This window comes from Streptococcus pseudopneumoniae (genome assembly GCF_038148955.1).
GTDB classification, from domain to species: Bacteria; Bacillota; Bacilli; order Lactobacillales; family Streptococcaceae; genus Streptococcus; species Streptococcus pseudopneumoniae_T.
This window is the reverse complement of sequence record NZ_JBBJZY010000001.1, coordinates 1-17,480: the sequence shown is the minus strand read 5'-3', so window position 1 is coordinate 17,480 and position 17,480 is coordinate 1. Positions and strand designations below refer to the sequence as shown.

12 protein-coding genes and 1 pseudogene are annotated in these 17,480 nt (G+C 42.0%); 12 read left to right on the top strand and 1 reads right to left on the bottom strand.

The window, feature by feature from the left end; genetic code table 11:
• The first annotated feature begins 299 nt into the window (after positions 1-299).
• The 3 genes from pheS to pheT all read left to right on the top strand — a co-directional run bounded on the left by pheS (position 300) and on the right by pheT (position 4,337).
• A complete protein-coding gene (gene pheS / locus WKI23_RS00065; protein WP_368078534.1) occupies positions 300-1,346 on the top strand; it encodes a phenylalanine--tRNA ligase subunit alpha in 1,047 nt (348 codons plus the stop codon).
• The gene (locus WKI23_RS00060; RefSeq protein WP_368078533.1) at positions 1,346-1,855 is read left to right on the top strand and encodes an N-acetyltransferase; all 510 of its coding nucleotides are present in this window, start codon (positions 1,346-1,348) and stop codon (positions 1,853-1,855) included. Before pheS ends, WKI23_RS00060 begins: the two co-directional genes overlap by 1 nt.
• A 76-nt stretch (positions 1,856-1,931) precedes the next feature.
• Positions 1,932-4,337 carry a phenylalanine--tRNA ligase subunit beta gene (pheT, locus tag WKI23_RS00055; protein WP_368078532.1) on the top strand — a complete coding sequence of 802 codons (2,406 nt, stop codon included), beginning with the start codon at positions 1,932-1,934 and terminating at the stop codon, positions 4,335-4,337.
• 221 nt (positions 4,338-4,558) lie between these two features.
• On the opposite strand, the gene WKI23_RS00050 is transcribed toward pheT, so the two are convergent.
• The gene (locus WKI23_RS00050) at positions 4,559-5,560 is read right to left on the bottom strand and encodes an endonuclease/exonuclease/phosphatase family protein (RefSeq protein ID WP_368078531.1); all 1,002 of its coding nucleotides are present in this window, start codon (positions 5,558-5,560) and stop codon (positions 4,559-4,561) included.
• A 156-nt stretch (positions 5,561-5,716) separates the two neighbouring features.
• Between WKI23_RS00050 and WKI23_RS00045 the strand changes: the two are divergent.
• From WKI23_RS00045 to WKI23_RS00005, 9 genes and pseudogenes are all read left to right on the top strand, one after another.
• A pseudogene (locus tag WKI23_RS00045) lies at positions 5,717-6,203 on the top strand (transposase); the annotation flags it as partial.
• Between the two features lie 58 nt (positions 6,204-6,261).
• Entirely contained in the window at positions 6,262-6,555 is a 294-nt protein-coding gene (locus WKI23_RS00040) for a helix-turn-helix transcriptional regulator (protein WP_368078530.1), read from the top strand.
• A gap of 415 nt (positions 6,556-6,970) precedes the next feature.
• Entirely contained in the window at positions 6,971-9,220 is a 2,250-nt protein-coding gene (metE, locus tag WKI23_RS00035) for a 5-methyltetrahydropteroyltriglutamate--homocysteine S-methyltransferase (protein WP_368078529.1), read from the top strand.
• A 63-nt stretch (positions 9,221-9,283) separates the two neighbouring features.
• The gene (gene metF / locus WKI23_RS00030; RefSeq protein WP_368078528.1) at positions 9,284-10,150 is read left to right on the top strand and encodes a methylenetetrahydrofolate reductase [NAD(P)H]; all 867 of its coding nucleotides are present in this window, start codon (positions 9,284-9,286) and stop codon (positions 10,148-10,150) included.
• Positions 10,151-11,101: 951 nt separating this feature from the next.
• Complete coding sequence (pnp, locus tag WKI23_RS00025) at positions 11,102-13,315, top strand: polyribonucleotide nucleotidyltransferase (protein WP_368078527.1); 2,214 nt, start codon at positions 11,102-11,104, stop codon at positions 13,313-13,315.
• A 15-nt stretch (positions 13,316-13,330) separates the two neighbouring features.
• Positions 13,331-13,948, top strand: coding sequence for a serine O-acetyltransferase (gene cysE / locus WKI23_RS00020; protein WP_368078526.1), 618 nt, complete (start codon positions 13,331-13,333; stop codon positions 13,946-13,948).
• Between the two features lie 235 nt (positions 13,949-14,183).
• Entirely contained in the window at positions 14,184-15,527 is a 1,344-nt protein-coding gene (cysS, locus tag WKI23_RS00015) for a cysteine--tRNA ligase (RefSeq protein WP_368078525.1), read from the top strand.
• Positions 15,520-15,906, top strand: a complete 387-nt coding sequence (locus WKI23_RS00010; RefSeq protein ID WP_368078524.1) for a Mini-ribonuclease 3 — start codon at positions 15,520-15,522, stop codon at positions 15,904-15,906. The genes cysS and WKI23_RS00010 overlap by 8 nt, the downstream gene beginning before the upstream one ends.
• 3 nt (positions 15,907-15,909) lie before the next feature.
• Positions 15,910-16,794: a PucR family transcriptional regulator gene (locus WKI23_RS00005; RefSeq protein WP_368078523.1), complete on the top strand. Its 885-nt coding sequence runs from the start codon at positions 15,910-15,912 to the stop codon at positions 16,792-16,794.
• Positions 16,795-17,480 lie beyond the last annotated feature (686 nt).

The following is a 17,480-nucleotide window of genomic DNA, read 5'->3' as shown; positions in this document are numbered from 1 at the left end:
CGAAGCACATCTAACAAACAGAAGTGAGATAGGTCTTGCAAGAATGGTAAAAATCTGATAAACTATGTAGTAATTGAATAGAAATCTGCAAGACTAGTAACTCAAGGGAAGTATATCAGGGAGGAGAGCCGTGACTGTAAGCTCTCTATATGAAAGCTGGGCGAATTCACTTGCGCATGGATTTAGAAATGAAGGTCTGACTTGTCAGATGAAAACGGATGGTACCGCGTGTCAACGCTCCGAGTGGAGTTTTTGACATGTGGTTTTCTTTTTATCTACGAGCGACTGATGGAGGAATTATGTCAACTATTGAAGAACAATTAAAAGCGCTTCGCGAAGAAACGCTGGCTAGCTTGAAGCAGATTACTGCTGAAAATGAAAAAGAGATGCAAGATTTGCGTGTCTCTGTCCTTGGTAAAAAGGGTTCGCTCACTGAAATCCTCAAAGGGATGAAAGATGTCTCTGCTGAAATGCGTCCAATTATCGGTAAACACGTCAATGAAGCGCGTGATGTCTTGACAGCAGCCTTTGAAGAAACAGCTAAACTCTTGGAAGAAAAGAAAGTCGCAGCTCAATTGGCTAGCGAGAGCATCGATGTGACACTTCCGGGTCGTCCTGTTGCGACTGGCCATCGTCATGTTTTGACACAAACCAGTGAAGAAATTGAAGATATTTTCATCGGTATGGGTTACCAAGTAGTGGATGGTTTTGAAGTGGAGCAAGACTACTATAACTTTGAACGTATGAATCTTCCAAAAGACCACCCAGCCCGTGATATGCAGGACACTTTCTACATCACAGAAGAAATCTTACTTCGTACCCACACGTCTCCAGTTCAGGCGCGTGCTATGGATGCGCATGATTTCTCTAAAGGTCCTTTGAAAATGATCTCACCAGGGTGTGTCTTCCGTCGTGATACGGACGATGCGACCCACAGTCACCAATTCCACCAAATTGAAGGCTTGGTTGTTGGGAAAAATATCTCTATGGCAGACCTTCAAGGAACCCTTCAGTTGATTGTGCAAAAAATGTTCGGTGAAGAGCGTCAAATCCGTCTGCGTCCATCCTACTTCCCATTCACAGAGCCATCTGTTGAGGTGGATGTTTCTTGCTTCAAGTGTGGTGGAGAAGGCTGTAACGTATGTAAGAAAACAGGTTGGATCGAAATTATGGGGGCCGGTATGGTTCACCCACGTGTCCTTGAAATGAGTGGTATCGATGCGACTGTTTACTCTGGATTTGCCTTTGGTCTTGGACAAGAACGTGTAGCCATGCTCCGTTACGGAATCAATGATATCCGTGGATTCTACCAAGGAGATGTTCGCTTCTCAGAACAGTTTAAATAATGATTAGAAAAGTAGAAATGGCAGATGTTGAGGTGTTGTCCAAAATTGCCAAACAAACCTTTCGTGAAACATTTGCTCATGATAATACGGAAGAGCAGTTACAGGAATACTTTGAAGAGGCTTATGGTCTGAAAACTTTGTCAACTGAGTTGGAAAATTCTGAATCCGAAACCTATTTCATTATGCATGAAGAGGAGATAGCTGGTTTTCTCAAAGTCAACTGGGGAAGTGCTCAGACTGAGAGAGAATTAGAGGACGCTTTTGAAATTCAACGCCTCTATGTGCTACAAAAATTCCAAGGATTTGGACTAGGTAAACAACTGTTTGAATTCGCACTTGAACTTGCTACAAAAAATAGTTTTTCCTGGGCTTGGTTAGGTGTTTGGGAGCATAATACAAAAGCTCAAGCGTTTTATAATCGATATGGTTTTGAAAAATTTAGCCAACATCATTTTATGGTTGGTCAAAAAGTAGATACGGATTGGTTGCTGAGAAAGAAATTAAGGTAAGAAGATGATTCTTCTATTGAAATGATAGGAAAGGAAAAGAACCAGAGTGGCAACTGTCATTCTGGAGAACTAAATTATGCTTGTATCTTATAAATGGTTAAAAGAATTGGTGAACATTGATGTTCCATCACAAGAGTTGGCTGAAAAAATGTCAACTACAGGGATCGAGGTAGAAGGTGTCGAATCACCAGCTGCTGGTCTCTCAAAAATTGTCGTCGGTGAGGTCTTGTCTTGCGAAGATGTGCCAGAAACTCACCTCCATGTTTGTCAGGTTAACGTTGGCGAAGAAGAAGCCCGTCAAATCGTCTGTGGTGCACCGAATGTGCGTGCTGGTATCAAGGTTATGTTGGCTCTTCCAGGAGCTCGCATCGCTGACAACTACAAAATCAAAAAAGGAAAAATCCGCGGTCTTGAGTCACTTGGAATGATCTGCTCGCTTGGTGAATTGGGTATTTCTGACTCAGTTGTACCAAAGGAATTCGCAGATGGCATCCAAATCTTGCCAGAAAATGCCGTTCCTGGGGATGAAGTCTTCTCATATCTAGACTTGGATGATGAAATCATCGAACTTTCAATTACACCTAACCGTGCGGACGCTCTTTCTATGCGTGGGGTGGCTCACGAAGTGGCAGCCATCTATGACAAGGCGGTCAACTTTAAAGAATTTACTCTTTCAGAAACTGACCAAGCTGCAGCAGATGCTCTTTCTGTGGGCATTGAGACAGACAAGGCGCCTTACTATGCAGCTCGTATCTTGGACAATGTGACGATCGCACCAAGTCCACAATGGTTGCAAAACCTTCTCATGAATGAAGGAATCCGTCCTATTAACAACGTGGTGGACGTGACCAACTACATCCTGCTCTACTTTGGTCAACCAATGCATGCTTTTGACTTGGATACCTTTGAAGGGACTGACATCCGTGTGCGTGAAGCGCGTGCTGGTGAAAAATTGGTGACTTTAGATGGCGAAGAACGTGACTTGGACGTGAATGACTTAGTTATCACTGTCGCAGACAAGCCAGTAGCCCTTGCAGGTGTCATGGGAGGTCAAGCAACAGAAATTTCTGAAAAATCTAGTCGTGTCGTCCTTGAAGCTGCAGTCTTCAACGGAAAATCAATTCGTAAGACTAGTGGTCGCCTCAACCTTCGTTCTGAGTCATCTTCTCGCTTTGAAAAAGGCGTCAATGTGGCAACTGTTAACGAAGCCCTTGATGCGGCGGCTAGCATGATTGCAGAGCTTACAGGTGCAACAGTACGTAAGGGTATTGTTTCAGCGGGTGAGCTTGATACCTATGATGTGGAAGTTTCTTCAACCCTTGCTGATGTTAACCGCGTCCTTGGTACAGAACTTTCTTACGCGGATGTAGAAGACGTCTTCCGTCGTCTTGGCTTTGGCCTTTCTGGAAATGCAGATAGCTTTACAGTCAGCGTCCCACGTCGCCGTTGGGATATCACAATCGAGGCAGATCTCTTTGAAGAAATCGCTCGTATCTACGGTTATGATCGCTTGCCAACCAGTCTTCCAAAAGATGATGGTACAGCTGGTGAATTGACTGTGACACAGAAACTCCGTCGTCAAGTTCGTACGATTGCTGAAGGAGCAGGTTTGACAGAAATTATCACCTATGCTCTGACAACTCCTGAAAAAGCAGTTGAGTTTACGGCTCAACCAAGTAACCTTACAGAACTCATGTGGCCAATGACTGTGGACCGTTCTGTCCTCCGTCAAAATATGATTTCTGGTATCCTTGATACCGTTGCCTACAACGTGGCTCGTAAGAATAAAAACTTGGCCCTTTACGAGATTGGAAAAGTCTTTGAACAAACTGGCAATCCAAAAGAAGAACTTCCAAATGAAATCAACAGTTTTGCCTTTGCCTTGACAGGCTTGGTTGCAGAAAAAGATTTCCAAACAGCAGCAGTTCCAGTTGATTTCTTCTATGCTAAGGGAATCATTGAAGCGCTCTTTACTCGCTTGGGACTTGCAGTGACTTATACAGCAACAGCTGAGATTGCTAGTCTCCACCCAGGTCGTACAGCTATGATTTCACTCGGTGACCAAGTTCTTGGTTTCCTTGGCCAAGTGCATCCAGTCACTGCTAAGGCTTACGATATTCCAGAAACGTATGTAGCTGAGCTTAACCTTTCAGCCATCGAGGCTGCTCTTCAACCTGCTGCTCCATTTGTGGAAATCACCAAATTCCCAGCAGTCAGCCGTGACGTTGCCCTCCTTCTCAAGACAGAAGTCACTCACCAAGAAGTTATAGATGCTATCCAAGCTGCCGGCGTGAAACGTTTGACAGACATCAAACTCTTTGACGTCTTCTCAGGCGAAAAATTGGGACTTGGTATGAAGTCAATGGCTTATAGCTTGACCTTCCAAAATCCAGAAGACAGCTTAACGGACGAAGAAGTCGCACGCTATATGGAAAAAATCCAAGCGTCTCTCGAAGAAAAAGTGAATGCAGAAGTGCGTTAAACGATAGTATGATACAAATTCCCCCTCTAGTTTATGAACACTAGAGGGGTGATTTTATATAATACTCAATGAAAATCAAAAAGCAAACTAGGAAGCTAGCCGTAGGTTGCTCAAAACACTGTTTTGAGGTTGTAGATAAGACTGACGAAGTCAGTAACCATATGTCTAAGGTAAGGCGATGCTGACATGGTTTGAAGAGATTGTCGAAGAGTATAAAATAATTAAAATGTGATTTCTGTAAAAATACATCTATGATCAGAGTTTTGAAAACTTACAATGTCTAAATCTTTAACATAGTAGTGGTTTTTAGGCAATAAAATATGATCTATTGTTGCATTAAAAAGTTTTGGACTTTGGCTATTCCAAGTTCCTCTTTCAAAAGGTGGAAGTGCATTTAATGCGTCCCTATGAGAGCTTATTTTTGCAAGTGCTCCATGACGCATAGTTGCATTAAAATCACCTGCAATAATAGCCTTTGGATATTTTGAAGCCAATTGATTATGAATGATGTTTAAGTCTTGCTTCCAGATTTCCATTAAACCTGGCAGAGGAGGAGCAGTATGCAAAGCAATGATATCTGGTAAATTTTGTTTTCTCGAATGTAATACAATTGTCCCAAAACGTGTTGTATGGAAAGTTTTAGCTTCTGTATAGAAACCATAACTTTTCTTGACAATCACAGTCACAGGAGCTATTCCACTGTCAGTAGGTGGAGAAGTAAAAATATCATAGTTGGCCATAGAAAGTCCAACTTGATGAAACAATAGTTTGATTCTCTGGTTTTCTTGCTCACCTCTGATATTGGTAGCTAGTTCAGGGAATATAGCCATATCGGCATCAAAATGGCTAAAAATTCGCTCAATATGTTGTGCTTCTATTTGATTAGCGACGTTCCAAGTTACTAATTTTAAGGTTTTAGTCTTATTTGATGCAGAAGAAAGGGTTTTATCTGTTCCGAATAATAGTAATATGAGCGATAGTAAGAGCAAAATGCCAGAGTAAAACCGTATTTGTTTATTTTTCTTGTAAAAAGATAGGGAAAAAAATAAGAAACTTAAAATAGAAGCCATAGTTGCAGTAGCTAAGGGAAAGGCATAAATCTGTGCCAAGATAGGTCTGGTAGATAGCCAAATATTAAGATTAGAAGATGGGAAAAAAGAATAAGCTATGATAGGGATAGCGAAGAGAATGACAGAAAGGGCAGAGAGAAATGTTTTAATCATTGTATGAGTACCTCAATTTGCAATGCTTGCTCGGAGCTAATGTGACTTTGTGACTTTACTTGATTGATATTCTTTTTCTTGTCTTCCTCATAGATTAAGTACAACCCAAGTAAAAAAAAGTCCAATTTAAGATTGAAATGATTAAAAGGCACAGAAATGCAAGACAATTATACTACAAAAGGTAAACATTTGACAATCGATAGTCGTCGCTTAATCGAACGATGGAAAAAAGGGAAAATCAAATAGAGAAATTGCCTCTCTACTTGGAAAAGCTCCTCAAACTATCCATACTGAAATCAAGCGTGGGACAGTCCGAAAATGTCTTGGAAAAGGGCGCTTCAAAGAGATTTATTCTGCCGACTACGCTCAGCAGTCTTATGAAAGTAATCGCAAGCGCTCGGTCAAGAAATCAAGCTTGACCAAGGAATTAAAGGAAAAGATTCTCCACTATCATAATCAAAAGTTTTCTCCTGAAATGATGGTCAAGGCTAAGGGAATTAACGTGGTAATTTCTACCATCTACTACTGGATCCATCATGGAAAATTAGGATTGTCAAAACAGGATCTGCTTTATCCTAGAAAAGGAAAAGCGCTTAAGAAACAAGCTAGCACCAATTTTAAACCCGCTGGTCAATCTATCGAATTATAATTCGCTCATTTTTTCAAAAAATACATAGATCTAAAAGAAAGAGGGTTAAGTGATGAAGAATAGTGCTATTGGAAGTAACTGGAAGGATGTCCGATCAGAACTCTTTACCAAGGAGGAAATTCTTGAAAGTGATATGCGAGTGGCTATTATGAGTGAGTTGATTGAAGCCAGACATGAGCAAGGAATCAGTCAGAAAAAGCTAGAAGAACTTAGTGGAGTAAGCCAGCCTGTCATAGCTAGGATGGAAACAGGCAAGACTAGCCCCCAGTTGTACACAGTCTTAAAAGTCCTAGCCAGTTTAGGAAAGACACTAGTAGTCGTCCCACTCGAACAGGAAAAGAGTTGATTAGAGTAGACTCATACTCAATGAAAACCAAAGAGCAAACTAGGAAACTAGCCGTAGGTTGCTCAAAACACTGTTTTGAGGTTGTAGATAAGACTGACGAAGTCAGTAACCATATGTCTAAGGCAAGGCGACGTTGACGCGGTTTGAATTTGATTTTCGAAGAGTATTATAGTCTTTTCTAATAACAAGCCATAGTCACTTATAAGAATTACTAATAAGGCGTTTGAGCATTCTAACAAAAATACAGCTAAAAACAAGCTGCACAAAGGATTTGAGGCATTTTTCTCAGGTCTTTTTCTTTTGTCTAAAACAGAGATATAGTTTCAAACTATATCAAAGCCTAATTTTTTACAATTATACAGATGATTTCTTTTCTGTTAAGATAGTTTCAACAACAAATTTTGGAGGACACATCATGTCAACTACAATCATCGGTTTCCCTCGTTTGGGCGAATTCCGCGAATTAAAATTTACAACTGAAAAATACTTTAGAAAAGAAATCTCAGAAGAAGAACTCTTGGCAGCCGCAAAAGACTTGCGTGCTAAACACTGGAACATTGTCAAAGAAAAAGGTATCACTGAAATTCCATCAAATGACTTTTCTCACTATGACAACTTCCTAGATGCAGCTTTCCTTTTCAACGTGGTACCTGCATCCGTTCAAAACTTGGACTTGTCTGACCTTGAGCGCTACTTCGCTTTGGGTCGTGGTTACCAAGGAGAAAAAGGGGACGTTCGCGCCCTTCCAATGAAGAAATGGTTCAACACCAACTACCACTACATCGTTCCTAAATTTGAAAAAGACACTCAAGTTAAACTTGCAGGTCACAAGATTTTTGATGAGTTCCAAGAAGCCAAAGAACTTGGATTGAACACTCGCCCAGTTCTTGTAGGTCCATTCACTTTCCTTCAATTGTCAGACTTTGAAGAAGGCGTGAAAGCAGAAGACTTCGTAGACAGCTTAGTGGCTGCTTACCAAGAAGTTTTTGCTAAATTGGCTGAACTTGGTGCGACTCGTATCCAACTCGACGAAGCTGCTCTTGTCAAAGATTTGACAGCTGAAGAAAAAGCTCTCTTCTTGAATCTCTACAACAAACTTTTGGCTGACAAAAAAGGTCTTGAAGTCTTGCTTCAAACTTACTTCGGTGACGTTCGTGACGTCTACGCTGACCTTGTAAACTTGCCAGTTGATGCCATCGGTTTGGACTTCGTTGAGGGTAAGAAAACTCTTGAATTGGTTAAAGGTGGTTTCCCAGCTGATAAGACTCTTTATGCAGGTATTGTCAATGGTAAAAACATCTGGCGCAACAACTACGAAAAGAGCTTGGCTGTTCTTGAGCAAATCCCAGCTGAAAACATTGTCTTGACAAGCTCATGCTCACTTCTTCATGTGCCATTTACAACTGCTAATGAAGAATTTGAACCAGCAATCTTGAACCACTTTGCCTTTGCGGTTGAAAAATTGGATGAGATCCGTGATTTGGATGCTATCCGCAACGGTCAAGGTGAAGAAGCACTTGCAGCCAACAAAGAACTCTTTGCGACTGAGCGTGTGGGTGAAAATGCGGAACTTCGTGCGCGTATCGCTGGCTTGACAGACGCAGACTACACTCGTTTGCCAGCCTTTGCAGAACGTGAAGCCATCCAAGAAGAAACTCTTAAGCTTCCAGCTCTTCCAACAACAACTATCGGTTCATTCCCTCAAACTAAAGAAGTTCGTGCTAAACGTTTGGCTTACCGTAAAGGTGAATTGTCTCAAGAAGAGTACGATGCTTTCCTTGCTGAAACAATTGACGAATGGATCAAATGGCAAGAAGATATCGACTTTGATGTCCTTGTTCACGGTGAATTTGAGCGTAATGACATGGTTGAGTACTTCGGTCAAAACTTGTCAGGTTACCTCTTCTCTAAAAATGGTTGGGTACAGTCATACGGTATGCGTGGGGTTAAACCACCAATCATTTGGGGTGATGTCACTCGTCTTAACCCTATCACTGTTAAATGGTCTAGCTATGCACAAAGCCGTACAAACAAACCTGTTAAAGGTATGTTGACTGGACCTGTTACCATCCTCAACTGGTCATTCCCACGTGAAGACATCTCTATCAAGGATTCTACTCTTCAAATCGCTCTTGCTATCAAGGATGAAGTGCTTGACCTTGAAGCTGCTGGTGTGAAAATCATCCAAATCGATGAGGCTGCTCTTCGTGAAAAATTGCCACTCCGTCGTAGCGACTGGTATGAAGACTACCTTGACTGGGCAATTCCTGCCTTCCGCTTGGTACACTCAACAGTAGCGCCAGATACTCAAATCCACACTCACATGTGTTACTCAGAATTTACAGATATCATCCCAGCTATCGACAACATGGATGCAGATGTTATTTCCTTTGAAGCTAGCCGTTCAAACCTTGAAATCTTGGACGAACTCAAAGCGAAAAACTTCCAAACAGAAGTAGGACCTGGGGTTTACGATATCCACTCACCTCGTGTGCCAAATGAAGGCGAAATCGACCACACAATCGAAGCTATCCTTGCTAAAGTGCCAAGCAAGAAAGTTTGGATCAACCCTGACTGTGGTTTGAAAACACGTGGTATTCCAGAAACAAAAGAAAGCTTGATCCGCCTTGTTGAAGCAGCTAAAGCTGCGCGTGAGAAATTGTAAGATTAGATTTCTCTCCATACAATGGTTGTTCAAAAAGAAATCAACTAGAAAAGGTTATTACATATGTCACGCCAAACACCGTCACTCTCATTTGAAGTGTTCCCTCCCAACCCAGCCGTGGGTAATGATAACATTATTTCTGCTCTTCAAGATATGCAGGAGCTAGCGCCGCACTTTATCAGTGTAACTGCCAGCAATAATAAATTTAATATCAAGGAAACGACGGTCCGTTTGGCCGACTTTATCCAAAATGACTTGGCGATTCCGACTATTGCTCACTTGCCAGCCATCTATTTGACTAAGGACAAGGTTGCTGAAACTATTGCTGATTTGGACAAGGTTGGAGTGCAGGAAATCTTGGCTCTTCGTGGGGATATTATTCCTGATGTGGAACCGCAAAAGGATTTCCGCTATGCAACTGACTTGATTGAGTTCATCAAGGAACAAGCCCCTCACTTTGATATTGTTGGTGCTTGTTATCCAGAAGGGCATCCAGATTCACCAAATCAGATTTCAGATATTCAAAATCTTAAGAAGAAAGTGGATGCAGGTTGTTCGAGCCTTGTAACTCAGCTTTTCTTTGACAATGAGCGCTTCTATGATTTCCAAGATAAGTGCATCTTGGCTGGGATTGATGTACCCATTCATGCAGGGATTATGCCAATTCTGAATCGAAATCAGGCTCTCCGCCTCTTGAAGACTTGTGAGAATATCCATCTTCCACGCAAATTTAAAGCCATTTTAGACAAGTATGAGCATGACCCTGAGTCGCTCAGAGCAGCAGGACTTGCCTATGCGGTGGACCAAATCGTGGACTTGGTAACTCAGGATGTTGCCGGTGTGCATCTCTACACTATGAACAATGCAGAAACAGCAAAATACATCCACCAAGCAACACATGCTTTGTTTAATCACCAGTCTCTAGGATAATAAAAAGCAAACCATTCTTCTCAGGTGAGGGGAATGGTTCCTTTTTAATGGTAAAGACCGCACTTTTTAAGAAAAATATGATAAAATAGATTCTGTACGTACTTGATACAAAGATGAGGGTATTTAGGTTGTAGAAGTTTGTTTAAAGTTGATTATTTTTTAAGCAAAATCTGATAATGTGTGTCTCAAAAAACACGAACAGAGTGAGTATTTAAAAGATATTTCACGCTATCGTGGTATCTTAGATGACAACAATATTATTATCTAAGACGGGATTTTTGAGAGTAAAATAGTTCGGGAAACTATTTTAGCCTGAGCATAGAAATGAAAAGGCGAAGTAATTAAAAATTACCATTGAAATGCCATTGGATTTCTAAAATCATCCACTGGATAATTTTACCTCCCGTCCGCACTATTTCAGGGAAATATCAAAAAGATACTTAATTGAATTTTGGTATCATTTCTTAGGAAAAAAGATAAGCTTCCTAGCACTCGTCGAGTGCGGCGTCACTTTCCTATTTTTCTACAGAAATATTCGGCAAGCCGAACCGTCCAAAATATCTTGTGTAATTGAACCCAGCCGAAAAGCTGTGTAAAAAAGATAAACTGTTTTGTCTTCATCGAAGACTTCGTCAGTTTCCTATTTTTACTTTGCTTTTGACGTCCTTGGTATCTTGAGAATTGAACACGCCTACAACTCTGTGGAAAAAGATAAATCTGCCTAGGAGCAGTCGCTCCGTCGTTCGATTTCCTATTTTCCTTTGAGTTGCTTGACGGCTTAGTATCTTGTGTAATTGAACACGGGCTAAATCCCTAGTGAAAAAGATAGATTTCCTGGTGTGCATCGCACACTGCGTCAATCTCCTATTTTCATACGGGATCCTTTACGCCCTTTGTATCCTGATCTTTGTAGGCAAGGCGTATAATTTCATCAATCCAAAGGGGATTAAAATGACAAAACAAGTGTTTCAAACGACTTTTGCGGGTCGTGAGTTAATTGTAGAGACTGGTCAGGTTGCTAAGCAAGCAAATGGCTCTGTTGTTGTACGTTACGGTGAGTCAACTGTCTTGACTGCTGCCGTTATGTCTAAGAAAATGGCAACTGGGGATTTCTTCCCCCTCCAAGTCAACTACGAAGAAAAAATGTATGCGGCTGGGAAGTTTCCTGGTGGCTTTATGAAACGTGAAGGACGTCCTTCAACAGATGCGACCTTGACAGCGCGTTTGATTGACCGTCCGATTCGTCCTATGTTTGCGGAAGGTTTCCGTAATGAAGTCCAAGTCATCAATACAGTGCTTTCTTATGATGAAAATGCATCTGCACCAATGGCTGCTATGTTTGGTTCATCTTTGGCACTGTCTATTTCAGATATTCCATTTGACGGACCAATTGCTGGGGTACAAGTGGGATATGTAGATGGCCAAATCATCATCAACCCAAGTCAAGAACAAGCAGAGCAATCTCTTCTTGAATTGACAGTAGCTGGAACCAAGCACGCTATCAACATGGTAGAATCTGGTGCTAAAGAATTGTCAGAAGAAATCATGCTGGAAGCTCTCCTTAAAGGGCACGAAGCAGTCAAAGAATTGATTGCCTTCCAAGAAGAAATCGTTGCAGCAGTTGGTAAGGAAAAAGCAGAAGTAGAATTGCTTCATGTGGATGCTGACTTGCAAGCTGAAATCATCGCAGCCTACAACAGCGACCTTCAAAAAGCGGTTCAAGTAGAAGAAAAATTGGCTCGTGAAGCTGCAACTCAAGCAGTTAAGGACCAAGTAACTGCTGTTTACGAAGAAAAATATGCGGATCACGAAGAATTCGACCGTATCATGCGTGATGTTGCTGAAATCTTGGAACAAATGGAACATGCTGAAGTGCGCCGTTTGATTACAGAAGACAAGGTGCGTCCTGATGGTCGTAAGGTCGATGAAATCCGTCCTTTGGATGCGGTTGTTGACTTCCTTCCTCGTGTGCACGGTTCAGGTCTCTTCACTCGTGGGCAAACTCAGGCCCTTTCAGTTTTGACCTTGGCTCCAATGGGGGAAACTCAAATCATCGATGGTTTGGACCCAGAGTACAAGAAACGCTTTATGCACCACTATAACTTCCCACAATACTCTGTAGGGGAAACAGGTCGTTACGGTGCGCCAGGTCGTCGTGAAATCGGTCACGGGGCTCTTGGTGAGCGTGCTCTTGCTCAAGTTTTGCCAAGCTTGGAAGAATTCCCATACGCTATCCGTCTAGTAGCAGAAGTCTTGGAATCAAATGGTTCTTCTTCTCAAGCTTCTATCTGTGCGGGAACGCTTGCCCTTATGGCTGGTGGTGTGCCAATCAAGGCACCAGTAGCAGGGATTGCTATGGGTCTCATCTCAGATGGAAATAACTACACAGTCTTGACAGATATCCAAGGTTTGGAAGATCACTTTGGAGACATGGACTTTAAGGTTGCAGGTACTCGTGATGGGATTACAGCCCTTCAAATGGATATCAAGATTCAAGGGATTACTGCAGAAATCTTGACTGAGGCCCTTGCTCAAGCCAAGAAAGCGCGTTTTGAAATCCTTGATGTGATTGAAGCAACCATTCCAGAAGTTCGTCCAGAATTGGCTCCAACTGCTCCAAAAATTGATACCATCAAGATTGATGTGGACAAGATTAAGATTGTCATCGGTAAGGGTGGAGAAACCATCGACAAGATTATCGCTGAAACAGGCGTTAAGATTGATATCGACGAAGAAGGAAATGTGTCTATCTACTCTAGCGACCAAGATGCCATCAACCGTGCCAAAGAAATCATTGCTGGTTTGGTCCGTGAAGCTAAGGTAGATGAAGTTTACCGTGCTAAGGTTGTTCGTATCGAGAAATTTGGTGCCTTTGTCAACCTCTTTGATAAGACAGATGCACTTGTGCACATTTCTGAAATGGCTTGGACTCGTACTAATCGAGTAGAAGACTTGGTTGAAATCGGGGATGAAGTTGATGTTAAGGTAATCAAGATTGATGAAAAAGGACGTGTGGATGCTTCTATGAAGGCTCTTCTTCCTCGTCCTCCAAAACCTGAACGTGATGAAAAAGGTGAAAAATCAGAACGTCCTCACCGCCCACGTCATCACAAGGACCACAAACCTAAGAAAGAATTTACAGAAACACCAAAAGATTCAGAATAAGAAAAGGAGAAATGTATGGGATGGTGGCGCGAAACCATTGATATCGTAAAAGAAAATGATCCAGCGGCCCGCACCACTTTGGAGGTTTTGCTGACTTATCCAGGTGTCAAGGCCTTGGCGGCCCACCGTCTCTCGCATTTTCTCTGGAAGCATGGCTTCAAACTCCTGGCTCGTATGCACAGTCAGTTCTGGCGCTTTTGGACTCAGATTGAGATTCATCCAGGTGCTCAGATCGATTCAGGTGTCTTTATCGACCACGGTTCAGGCTTGGTGATTGGAGAAACAGCGATTGTTGAAATAGGCGTTCTCCTCTATCACGGAGTGACTCTCGGGGGAACAGGGAAAGACTGTGGCAAACGCCATCCGACTGTACGAAAGGGAGCCCTCATATCAGCCCATGCCCAAGTTATCGGGCCTGTAGAAATCGGTGAAAATGCTAAGGTCGGTGCAGCAGCAGTTGTCGTCGCAGATGTACCTAGTGATGTGACGGTTGTCGGTATTCCGGCCAAGATTGTCCGTGTTCATGGTAAGAAAGATGAGCCAGTCATTCACGAAGTCGAAGAAAAACGAGAGTATTATGTCAATAAACTCGAGCAGGCTAAAGAAGCCAGTCACAGATCGTCTGGGCTCTAATTTATGATGATTCTTTTATCTATTAACATTTTTTAAAAGACGATATTCGACTGAGTAGGTCGTAAAGCAAGAGGGCGACTGTTAGCCCTTTTCTTGCATTTATTTGATTCTTCTTTTACTTTTTAGAAAGGAGCAAGGGATTCCGAAGTCTAGAGACATTCGGACTGAAATTGAATTGAACTCTTAGTGATGAAACTAACTGTTCTTGGATTTTAGCTTTCCTGACTATTATTTTATGATTAAAATCTATGACACCATGTCTCGTGATTTGCGAGAATTTGTCCCTATCGAGGACGGTAAGGTTAAGATGTATGTCTGTGGGCCAACCGTGTACAACTATATCCACGTGGGGAATGCCCGTTCAACGGTGGCTTTTGATACCATTCGTCGTTATTTCGAATACCGTGGCTACGAGGTTGCCTATATTTCCAATTTTACGGATGTGGATGATAAGATTATCAACCGTGCTCAGGAAGAAGGTATCACGCCTCAGGAGGTTGCGAACAAATACATTGTTGCCTTTCGTGAGGACGTGACAGCCTTGGGTGTCAAGCCTGCGACTCGCCATCCTCGTGTAGTAGAGTTTATGGCTGACATCATCCGTTTTGTGGAAGACTTGATTGAAAAAGGTTTTGCTTACGAGAGTCAAGGGGATGTCTATTTCCGTGTGGAAAAATCTCACAACTATGCTAAATTGGCTAATAAAACCTTGGAAGATTTGGAGCTGGGTGCTTCAGGTCGTACCGATGAAGAAACGGCTCGCAAGGAAAATCCGGTAGACTTTGCTCTATGGAAAGCTGCTAAACCAGGCGAGATTTCTTGGGACAGTCCTTGGGGACCTGGTCGTCCGGGCTGGCATATCGAGTGTTCAGTCATGTCGACAGAAATTTTAGGCGATACCATTGATATCCACGGTGGTGGAGCGGACCTTGAGTTTCCTCACCATACCAACGAAATTGCCCAGTCAGAAGCCAAAACAGGCAAGACCTTTGCCAACTACTGGATGCACAATGGCTTTGTTAATATTGACAATGTCAAGATGTCCAAGTCCTTGGGTAACTTTATAACCGTACACGATGCCCTCAAAACTCTTGATGGGCAAGTGCTTCGATTCTTCTTTGCGACTCAGCATTACCGCAAGCCTATCAACTTTACGGAAAAAGCAGTGCGTGATGCGGAGACCAATCTCAAGTATCTAAAGAATACTTATGAGCAACCATTTACAGGAACTGTAGATGCTCAAGAGTTACAAACCTTTAAAGATAAGTTTGTAGCAGCTATGGATGAGGATTTCAACTCCGCAAACGGTATCACAGTTGTCTTTGAAATGGCCAAATGGATCAACTCAGGAAACTATGATGCAAGTGTTAAGCAAGCTCTTGCGGCTATGTTAGAAGTTTTTGGAATTGTCTTTGTCGAGGAAGTTTTGGATGCAGAGATTGAAGTTTTGATTCAAAAACGCCAAGAAGCGCGTGCCAATCGTGACTTTGCGACAGCGGACCAAATCCGTGACCAATTGGCTGCTCAAGGAATTAAGCTCCTTGACACCAAGGATGGAGTGAGGTGGACACGTGATTGATGTCAATCTCATTAACGGGATTGCGTTAGCTTTTGAGGGAGATGCGGTGTATTCTATGTATATTCGCCGTCATCTCATTCTCCAAGGCATGACCAAACCCAATAAACTCCACCAAGAGGCGACCAAGTATGTCTCAGCCAAGGCTCAGGCTCGCCTGATTTCCCTTATGTTGGAGGAGCAAGTCCTGACGGAAAAAGAAGAGGAAATCTACAAACGTGGTCGCAATACCAATAGTCATACCAAGGCTAAAAATGCTGATGTGGTGACTTATCGCATGTCTACTGGCTTTGAAGCGGTGATGGGCTATCTCCATATGACAGAAAATCTAGAACGTCTTGAGAGCTTGATTTCTTGGTGCATCCAAAAAGTGGAGGGCTAGGACATGATTGCAAAAGAACTACAAGACTGGTTTCCTGAGGCTCAGATTTTAGATCAACCAGTAGAGAAAGAGGGTTACTTAACTCTTCCTTTGGCTTCTCAACAGTGGATTTTGCTGGAGGAAGCTGGGCTCAGCGAGCGTGAAAAGCAGTTGGTTGCCCTTTTGACCCAGCAGGAGCAAGCTAGTTCGCTCAATCCTTGGTATCCTTATCTGATTGAGGGGAAGGGGCAGGCACCGCAAGCTTTTAGAAAGATTCAGTTGGTTTATTGTCATCTTTCTTATTTTCAGCAGGAAAATCTAGCATCTTGGTTGGATATGATGCGGACTCTTTTTCCTAACTGTCAGACGGTGCTACAGGTCGGTGCTCAGGATTATGTTTTCGTGCTGCAACAAGACAAATACACCTCTGTACGAGATATTTTAAGTGATACAATTGAAGCGGTTGAGTATGACTTTGGACTTCGTCTCTCTATCATGTTAGGACAGGTTTGGTCTCAGACGGGGCACCAAGCCCTATCAGACCTAATCAAAGCAGAGCGAGATTTGTTTAAGACTTGGTGGCGTCAGGGTCACCAAGGTGTTCATACCTTTTCACAACTCTATCTTTGGAGTATGGGGGAAAGAATTGTGGATCTGAGAGTCATTAAAGAATGCCTGCACCAGATGATTTTGGATCAAGATCAGATTCAGGAAATCATTCTCTCCCTTTGGGAAAATAGTGCTGTCCTAACAAAAACAGCCCAGCAACTCTATCTGCACCGCAATTCTCTCCAATACAAGATTGATAAATGGGAAGAGTTGACAGGGCTTCAGTTGAAGGAGTTGACCGACCTGACCTTGTGTTATCAATTGATTTTAGGTTCTTTATCAACTATAGTTGGTTTGTAAAGAAGTTAATATTTGGAGAAGAGGATTGCCATCTTCTCCATTTTTATATGCAGAGTTATAGTGGATTGAGGTTGGAAAAGTATATTGTGACGTCTAAAACATTCCTAGAAATTGATTTGACTTTCCTAAGCGGTTTATTCAAATTTTATTTCATTTCACTATATTTTTGTTGAGTGTTAGAGGATTGCGAATCAATGAACATCAAAGAGCAAACTAAGAATCTAGTGGCAAATTGCTCAAAAGGCGTTGTGAGCTTGTAGGTAAGGCAAAGTTGACGTAGTTTGAAGAGGTTTTCGCATAGTAGGAATATCCAATTTTGGTGTGTTTACTTATGGAGTTTTTCCTAGTGATACTTATATCTAGACAAAAAACTATAGCTTGAGAGCTAGTCATTTTCAGATAAGATTTAACTCTTCCTAATACTGGTTTTTGTTTGCTTTTCAGAGTCCTTTTCTACTAGAAACTGGGATGTATCCTATTTATAGGAGTAATCGCTAGAAATATGGTAGAATCAAAAAAAGAATCAGCTGCTTTTTTATGTAAATTTCAACCTGTGAAGTCTAAAAATTTTTAACTTTCTCCTTTCTTTTCCGAATAAATAGATAGTAGCAGTAAATCTAGCAAACCTAGATTAAAAAATGTGCTATAATAGAAGGAGGAAAAGGATGGTTCTAAGACATCCGGGT

Excerpts from the sequence above, each read along its gene's own strand:
- pheS (WP_368078534.1), top strand. The coding sequence starts at position 300 with ATGTCAACTATTGAAGAACAATTAAAAGCGCTTCGCGAAGAAACGCTG.
- WKI23_RS00060 (WP_368078533.1), top strand. The coding sequence starts at position 1,346 with ATGATTAGAAAAGTAGAAATGGCAGATGTTGAGGTGTTGTCCAAAATT.
- pheT (WP_368078532.1), top strand. The coding sequence starts at position 1,932 with ATGCTTGTATCTTATAAATGGTTAAAAGAATTGGTGAACATTGATGTT.
- WKI23_RS00050 (WP_368078531.1), bottom strand. The coding sequence starts at position 5,560 with ATGATTAAAACATTTCTCTCTGCCCTTTCTGTCATTCTCTTCGCTATC.
- WKI23_RS00040 (WP_368078530.1), top strand. The coding sequence starts at position 6,262 with ATGAAGAATAGTGCTATTGGAAGTAACTGGAAGGATGTCCGATCAGAA.
- metE (WP_368078529.1), top strand. The coding sequence starts at position 6,971 with ATGTCAACTACAATCATCGGTTTCCCTCGTTTGGGCGAATTCCGCGAA.
- metF (WP_368078528.1), top strand. The coding sequence starts at position 9,284 with ATGTCACGCCAAACACCGTCACTCTCATTTGAAGTGTTCCCTCCCAAC.
- pnp (WP_368078527.1), top strand. The coding sequence starts at position 11,102 with ATGACAAAACAAGTGTTTCAAACGACTTTTGCGGGTCGTGAGTTAATT.
- cysE (WP_368078526.1), top strand. The coding sequence starts at position 13,331 with ATGGGATGGTGGCGCGAAACCATTGATATCGTAAAAGAAAATGATCCA.
- cysS (WP_368078525.1), top strand. The coding sequence starts at position 14,184 with ATGATTAAAATCTATGACACCATGTCTCGTGATTTGCGAGAATTTGTC.
- WKI23_RS00005 (WP_368078523.1), top strand. The coding sequence starts at position 15,910 with ATGATTGCAAAAGAACTACAAGACTGGTTTCCTGAGGCTCAGATTTTA.